This window comes from Phocaeicola sp. RTP21198st1_B8_RTP21198_201120 (genome assembly GCF_040929485.1).
Taxonomy (GTDB): domain Bacteria; phylum Bacteroidota; class Bacteroidia; order Bacteroidales; family Bacteroidaceae; genus Phocaeicola; species Phocaeicola dorei.
This window is the reverse complement of record NZ_JBCOCI010000443.1, coordinates 1-1,194: the sequence shown is the minus strand read 5'-3', so window position 1 is coordinate 1,194 and position 1,194 is coordinate 1. Positions and strand designations below refer to the sequence as shown.

Sequence of the window (1,194 nt, the reverse complement as noted above, 5' to 3'; positions counted from 1 at the left end):
AAAGTCTTGAATGAAGCTGCTATTAACGGTAAGATCGATAAGCTTGAAGGTATGAAGGAAAATGTGATCTGTGGTCACTTGATTCCTGCCGGTACCGGACAGCGCGAGTTCGAAAAGCTCATCGTTGGATCAAAAGAAGAGTATGACCGTATCTTGGCTAACAAGAAAACAGTACTTGACTACAATGAAGTAGAATAAATACAATTCAATTGACTATATGAAAAGGAGCAGTTGCCTGATTGGGCAATTGCTCCTTTTTTTATTTCTTTTTTACTCGCGTGTATTACCATTAGTTTCAGGAAAAATGTGTTATTTTGCAGGATAACTTTTTAATCATATTAAATATGGAAGAACAAAATAACAACGGACAATTACAGATTGAATTGAGAGAAGAGGTTGCACAGGGAACTTATGCTAATCTTGCTATTATTACTCATTCGAGTTCTGAATTCATCCTTGACTTCGTGCGCGTAATGCCGGGCATACCGAAGGCTGGTGTGCAATCTCGTATTATTGTGGCTCCGGAGCACGCAAAACGTCTGCTGCGGGCATTAGAAGATAATATAGCAAAGTATGAGCGCGTATTCGGTCCGATTCGTACTTCGGATGAACCCCCTATTTCTCCTTTGACGGGTGTAAAAGGCGAAGCGTGAGGATGATATAAAAACATTAAAAAAGAAAAAAAAGTTGTAGTGCATTGAATATTCAAATATTATTCGTATTTTTGCAGCCCAAAATGTATAGTTACGAAATTAATATAACAATAATATAAATCAAAAAACAATTAAAATGCCTACAATTCAGCAATTAGTAAGAAAAGGACGCGAAGTGCTGGTGGAGAAAAGTAAATCTCCAGCCTTGGATTCATGTCCTCAAAGACGTGGCGTTTGCGTGAGAGTATACACTACTACTCCGAAGAAGCCGAACTCTGCAATGCGTAAAGTAGCTCGTGTACGTTTGACTAACCAAAAAGAGGTGAACTCATACATTCCGGGAGAAGGACACAACTTGCAGGAACACTCAATCGTTTTGGTACGTGGTGGTCGTGTAAAAGACCTTCCGGGTGTGCGTTATCACATTGTACGTGGTACACTTGATACAGCAGGTGTTGCTGGTCGTACTCAAAGACGTTCTAAGTATGGTGCTAAGCGTCCGAAACCAGGACAAGCTGCTGCTCCTGCTAAGGGTAAGAAA

General features: G+C 40.2%; 3 protein-coding genes. All 3 read left to right on the top strand.

The features are described 5' to 3' along the window. Positions 1 to 198, top strand: a 198-nt coding sequence (locus AB5935_RS27110) for a hypothetical protein (RefSeq protein ID WP_368327990.1), incomplete at its 5' end; no start/stop codon positions are given. A gap of 146 nt (positions 199 to 344) precedes the next feature. Further along, positions 345 to 653, top strand: a complete 309-nt coding sequence (locus AB5935_RS27105) for a DUF3467 domain-containing protein (protein WP_004296354.1) — start codon at positions 345 to 347, stop codon at positions 651 to 653. Between the two features lie 136 nt (positions 654 to 789). After that, positions 790 to 1,194 (top strand): 30S ribosomal protein S12 (gene rpsL, locus AB5935_RS27100; protein WP_368327989.1); only part of this gene is annotated, 405 nt, incomplete at its 3' end.